This is a genomic window from Janthinobacterium sp. CG_23.3 (genome assembly GCF_046115965.1).
In the GTDB taxonomy this organism is placed as follows: domain Bacteria; phylum Pseudomonadota; class Gammaproteobacteria; order Burkholderiales; family Burkholderiaceae_D; genus Janthinobacterium.
Genome location: NZ_JBJXIB010000209.1, coordinates 1 through 5,254, shown reverse-complemented (window position 1 = coordinate 5,254; position 5,254 = coordinate 1). Strand labels below are relative to the sequence as shown.

General features: G+C 60.7%; 6 protein-coding genes and 1 pseudogene. 4 read left to right on the top strand and 3 right to left on the bottom strand.

Going from position 1 to position 5,254, the window contains the following annotated elements; all coding sequences use genetic code 11:
* Positions 1–99 (top strand): annotated as a pseudogene (locus ACFDR9_RS26860) (ABC transporter ATP-binding protein); the annotation flags it as partial.
* A gap of 211 nt (positions 100–310) precedes the next feature.
* On the opposite strand, the gene ACFDR9_RS26855 reads toward ACFDR9_RS26860, so the two are convergent.
* Complete coding sequence (locus ACFDR9_RS26855; protein ID WP_017878815.1) at positions 311–880, bottom strand: phasin family protein; 570 nt, start codon at positions 878–880, stop codon at positions 311–313.
* A gap of 395 nt (positions 881–1,275) precedes the next feature.
* On the opposite strand from ACFDR9_RS26855, the gene ACFDR9_RS26850 reads away from it, so the two are divergent.
* The 3 genes from ACFDR9_RS26850 (at position 1,276) to pbpG (ending at position 4,130) form a co-directional block, all read left to right on the top strand.
* A complete protein-coding gene (locus tag ACFDR9_RS26850) occupies positions 1,276–2,178 on the top strand; it encodes a DMT family transporter (RefSeq protein WP_409032952.1) in 903 nt (300 codons plus the stop codon).
* Positions 2,179–2,225: 47 nt separating this feature from the next.
* Entirely contained in the window at positions 2,226–2,921 is a 696-nt protein-coding gene (locus ACFDR9_RS26845) for a nitroreductase (RefSeq protein WP_409032953.1), read from the top strand.
* 141 nt (positions 2,922–3,062) lie between these two features.
* Entirely contained in the window at positions 3,063–4,130 is a 1,068-nt protein-coding gene (pbpG, locus tag ACFDR9_RS26840; protein WP_409032951.1) for a D-alanyl-D-alanine endopeptidase, read from the top strand.
* Between the two features lie 168 nt (positions 4,131–4,298).
* On the opposite strand, the gene ACFDR9_RS26835 is transcribed toward pbpG, so the two are convergent.
* Together ACFDR9_RS26835 and ACFDR9_RS26830 are read right to left on the bottom strand one after the other, a co-directional pair.
* Positions 4,299–5,078 (bottom strand): IclR family transcriptional regulator, encoded by a 780-nt coding sequence (locus ACFDR9_RS26835; RefSeq protein WP_017878819.1) that lies wholly within the window; start codon positions 5,076–5,078, stop codon positions 4,299–4,301.
* The coding region (locus ACFDR9_RS26830) for a hypothetical protein (RefSeq protein WP_409032950.1) at positions 5,068–5,254 on the bottom strand (187 nt) is incomplete at its 5' end. The genes ACFDR9_RS26835 and ACFDR9_RS26830, both read right to left, overlap by 11 nt.

Below are 5,254 nucleotides of genomic sequence, written 5' to 3'. Positions count from 1 at the left end.
CGCGGCTACGTGATGGACTCGGGCTTGATCACCATGACCGGCAAGGCCAGCGACATGCTGGACGACCCGCGCGTGAAAGCCGCCTACCTGGGCGAATAAGCCGCAAGACAGCGGCACGAAACGGCGCCGATGGCGCCGTTTTTACGTGGCGGCAGGCTACCGCGATGGCGGCGCGGCCGCCAGCTTGCCTAGAGCGAGCGCGCATAAAAAATGCCCCGCGTTGAGCGGGGCATAATGGCAGCCGTCTGAGGAGAACAACACGGCTGCCGGAGACTGCTGGCGGTCCGCTTGCGCGGCCCGGCCGTTTACATTACTTCTTGGCGGCGGCGCGTGGCACGACTTTTTCAGCGGCTTGGCTGAATTGGTTCACGGCCGAAGTTACGTTCGCTTCGATTGCTTCAACAGCTTGCTTGCTGCTTTTGCTGAACTGCTCGTAACCGGCGCTGGCGTTGCCGATTGCCGATTTCAAGATTGCCACAGCGTTTTCCGAACCGGCTGGTGCGTTTTTGCTGACTTCTTCAACCAGCGAAATAACTTTGCGGTTGGTTTCGGCGATTTGGGTTTCTGCAGCCTTGCTGAATTCGGCTTGGGTGCCCGACGTGATCGCTGCCAGGTGGCGGCCGTAAGCGATGGCTTTTTCGGCGCTTGGCTGAGCTTGTGCAGCGGTCAACGAGAAGAATTCTTGTGGATCTTTGGCCGACAGCAATTGCTTGGCCGCGGCGGTCGATTCTTCCAGCGTGGCGCGGGCCGCGGTCAGGTTCAATTCGACGATCTTTTCGATGCCTTCGAACGCCTTGCTCGTCAGCGACGAGAAAATGGCGAACTGGGCTTCGAGGTTGGACTTGGTGGCATTCGAAAATTGCTCAGGAATTGAAAACATAGGGTAACTCTCCAAAATATTTGTAACTCGTTAGTCGATTTAGACGCTGCGTTAAGTACCGTGGTAATGAAGCTAGTAGATCTTATTTTTCAAGCTGAACAAGAAATTGTGCAACGCAACAAACCCGATTCTAAAGACTTTGGAAATTAAGTCAAGCGAATCTTGTGCACTGCAACAATTTGTTAGATTTGCATCAAAGATACTGTTTCTTTAAGGAATTTCGATTGACAGTATTTGCCCTGGCCGGCCCAAAAAACCGCCGCCTCCTGTCGAGATTGCCCCGCCATGCTAGTATTCCGACTTCCTGATTGAGCGAACCGGCAGCCCACGACACCAGACTTGTCGCCAATCCCTCCACGCCCGCGGCCGACGCCCACCATTTCCGTGAAGAAATAATGTCCAACACCCGCGCCGCGCATGGCGGCCTGAGCCAGCGCGCTTTGCCGTTAGCCTTGCCAGGCTTTTTTGTCTTACTCTGGAGTACCGGCTTCATCGTCGCCAAGTTCGGTTTGCCGTACGCGCCGCCGCTGACCTTCCTGCTGTTGCGCTTTGTCGGCGTGTTGCTGATCCTGTTGCCGTGCGTATTGTTGCTGAAAGCGCCTTGGCCGGTCGGCAAGATGCGCCACATCGCCGTGGCCGGCCTGTTGTTGCAGGCAGGCTATCTCACCGGCGTCTGGTGCGCGATCAAGCTCGGCATGCCGGCCGGGCTGTCGGCGCTGATCGTCGGCATGCAACCCATCCTGACCGCCTGCGCGGCGCGGCTGATCGGCGAAACGGTGCGGCCGCGGCAATGGCTGGGTCTGATGTTCGGCCTGCTGGGCGTGGCCCTGGTGGTGTACGCCAAAATCAATCTGGTTGGTCTGAGCATGGAAAGCGTGCTGCTGTGCGTGTTCGCGCTGCTGTCGATCACGGCCGGCACGCTGTATCAAAAGCACAATTGCCCGTCCTTCGACTTGCGCAGCGGCACCGTGATCCAGTTCGCCGCCTCCATCGTGGTGGTGCTGCCGCTGGCGATCTGGCTGGAAGACCTCGACCTCGGCTTTGCCGCCGTACAATGGACCGCGAACTTCGTCGGCGCCTTGCTGTGGTCGGTGCTGGTGTTGTCGATCGGCGCCATTTTCCTGCTGTTCGCGCTAATCCGGCGCAGCGACGCCACCCAGGTCACCAGTTTGCTGTACCTGACCCCGCCCACCACCGCGGTGATGGCGTGGTTGATGTTTGGCGAGGCGTTTAATTTCATGGGCATCGCCGGCATGGTCGTGGCCGTGGTCGGCGTCATCTTTGTCGTTAAAAAATAGACAGCGGGTCTTGACAAATAAGGAGTGCAATGAGTATGACCACAAGCATGATATCCACCTCGGAACAACACGCGGTCGACGCCGCGATCACGACGCGCCGCTCGATCCGCGCCTTCCTGCCCACGCCCGTGGCGCGCGAGGAGATTGAGCGCATCCTGGAAGTGGCCGCGCGCGCGCCGTCGGGCACCAACACCCAGCCGTGGAAGGTCTACGTGCTGACGGGCCAGGCCCGGCAGCGCCTGGCCGGGCGCATCCTGGCGGTCCACAACGACCCGGCCCAGGCGCGCCAGCACACCGAGGAATACGCCTATTACCCGCGCGAGTGGACTTCGCCGTTCATCGACCGGCGCCGCAAGGTCGGCTGGGACTTGTACGCGCTGCTGGGCCTGACGCGCGACGACAAGGCCGGCATGGCGGCCCAGCACGGCCGCAATTACCAGTTCTTCGACGCCCCGGTCGGCTTCATCTTCACCATCGATCGGGTGATGGAGCAGGGTTCCTGGCTGGACTACGGCATGTTCTTACAGAGCATCATGGTGGCGGCGCGCGGCCGCGGCCTGGACACCTGCCCGCAGGCGGCCTTTACGCAATACCACAAGATCATCGCCGAGGAATTGCACCTTCCCGCGGGTGAAATGGTGGTGTGCGGCATGGCGCTCGGCTTCGCCGACCGCGGCAAGGTGGAGAACACCCTGGTCACCGAGCGCGAGCCCGTGGCGGGCTTCGTCAAATTTGTAGAATGATAATCTTGCTGGCGAACATAGTTCGGCGCGCACAGGACTAGCGCAAGAAATAGTGTATTAACTGTTAAATTCGCTTGCGATTACTCTGCATTTCGCTACACTGCAATAAGAAACTTCAGTTTGCTTCAAGAGGATGAATCAATGTTTAAACTTGCGCTGGGCGCCCTGGTTTCACTGTTGTTAGCGTTGGGGTCCTCCGGCGCCATTGCGAAGTCGGACGCTGGCGGCGTGGCGGCGCCGAAGAAGCACGGCGTCAAACGCATCAAGATGGTATTGCGGCGCCCGGGCATCCGCATCGCCCCGGCCGACTCGCGCGAGCGCGTCGTCAAGCGTGTCGTCACGGTGCGCGGCAAGCGCCATGTGCAATACCAGCGCGTTACCAACGTGGCGCTGCCGCCGGCGCTGACGGTGGGCGACCTGGCCGGGCTGAACCTGACGCGCGACCCGCTCGACCTGAAATCGAGCGTCGCGCTGGTGTTGGACCAGTCCAATTCCGAAGTCCTGTTCGAGAAAAATTCCAACGTCTCGCTGCCGATCGCCTCGATCACGAAAATGATGACCGGGCTGGTGGTGGTGGAGGCGCGCCAGGACATGGACGAGCTGCTGACCGTCACCGAGGACGACGTCGACCGGCATAAATTCAGCAGTTCGCGCCTGAAGGTGGGGTCCGAGCTGACCCGCAGCAATATGCTGCACATTGCACTGATGAGTTCGGAAAACCGGGCCGCCTCCGCGCTGGGCCGCAACTATCCGGGCGGCTTGCCGGCCTTCGTCGACGCCATGAACGCGAAGGCGCGCCAGCTGGGCATGGGCGACACCCACTACGTCGATTCAAGCGGCCTGTCGAAGCAAAACGTGGCCAGCGCCCGCGACTTGGCGAAACTGGCGATGGCGGCCTTCCACCATCCGCTGCTGCGGCAATTCTCCACCGATCCGAAGGCGATGATTGAAGCCAGCGGCCAACTTATGCAATATGGCAATACCAATCACCTGGTCGCCAATCCGAGCTGGGAAATCGGCCTGCAAAAAACCGGCTTCATCAACGAAGCGGGGCGCTGCCTGCTGATGCAGACGGTAATCGAAGGGCGCGCCGTCATCATGGTTTTCCTCGACTCCAAGGGCAAGCAGTCGCGCACCGCCGACGCCGGCCGCATGCGCAAATGGCTGGAAGCGCTGCGCCCCGCCGGCCTGACGCTACCGGGCGGCTAAGCGCCGAAAACGACGCGGAAACTCAATCGTGGCCAGCTCCTGTCTTTTGCCTGAAAAGCAAAAGCCAGGAGCTGGCCCCGATTTTTTTGCCTGTTGCCGCCGCCATTACAACCAAGGGCGTAACCCTGGGGCCAGGCCCCAGCCCTCTGCCGTTGGTTGGGCCTGCGCCTATTCAACGGCGATGTAGCCCAGCGTCGCCGAAATCTGGTTGGCCGTTTCGATCAGGTCTTCCACCCATTCGTCTTGCAGGCGGTCGGCCGGCGCCGAGATCGACAGCCCGGCGATCAGCTTGCCGGAGTCGTCGCGGATGCCCGCCGCCATGCAGCGCACGCCCAGTTCCAGTTCCTCGTTGTCGCGCGCGTAGCCGCGCGCGCGCACCAGGCTCAGTTCGCGCTCCAGCTTGGCGAGGTCGGTGATCGAGTTTTTGTTGTGGCCGGCCAGGCCGGTGCGCGTCGCGTACGCGCGGATCGCCTTCGGCTCGTCCACCGACAGGAACAGTTTGCCGGTCGAGGTCAGGTGCAGCGGACCGCGCCCGCCGATGGCGCGCACCACCTGCATCCCCGAGCGCTCCGAGAAAGCCCGGTCGATGTAGACGATTTCGTCGCCCTGGCGCACCGACAGGTTGATGGTTTGCTGGGTTTTTTTGTGCAGGTGGCGCATATAGTCGAGCGCCGCTTCGCGCACGCTCAGGCGGCTCTTGACGACGTTGCCCAGTTCCAGCAGGCGCATGCCGAGGCGGTAGGTGCCCGGTTCGATGCGGTCGACAAAGCGGGTCAGTACCATGTCGTTGAGGATGCGGTGGGCGGTCGAGGGATGCAGACCGGACACTTTCGACAATTCCTTCAAGCTCACCGGGTCCGAGTATTTGGCCAGCGCGTCCAGCAGGGCCACCATGCGCTCGATCACCTGGATCGTCGTCTTTGGGGGCGCGACGGTTTCAATTTTCATGATGTGGTTGGTGCAGTGCAGTATTGATCTTCTCTTTATACCACAATGTGAAAAAATTGTGAATTGGGCCGGCGCTCTCGTGCAGGGCGATTGCATGAAGGCGGAGCCGAGGCGATGAGCACAGCTTGTAGGTATCGCTTGTAAACTCTTTGAAAAAGGCGTTTACTCTCGATATT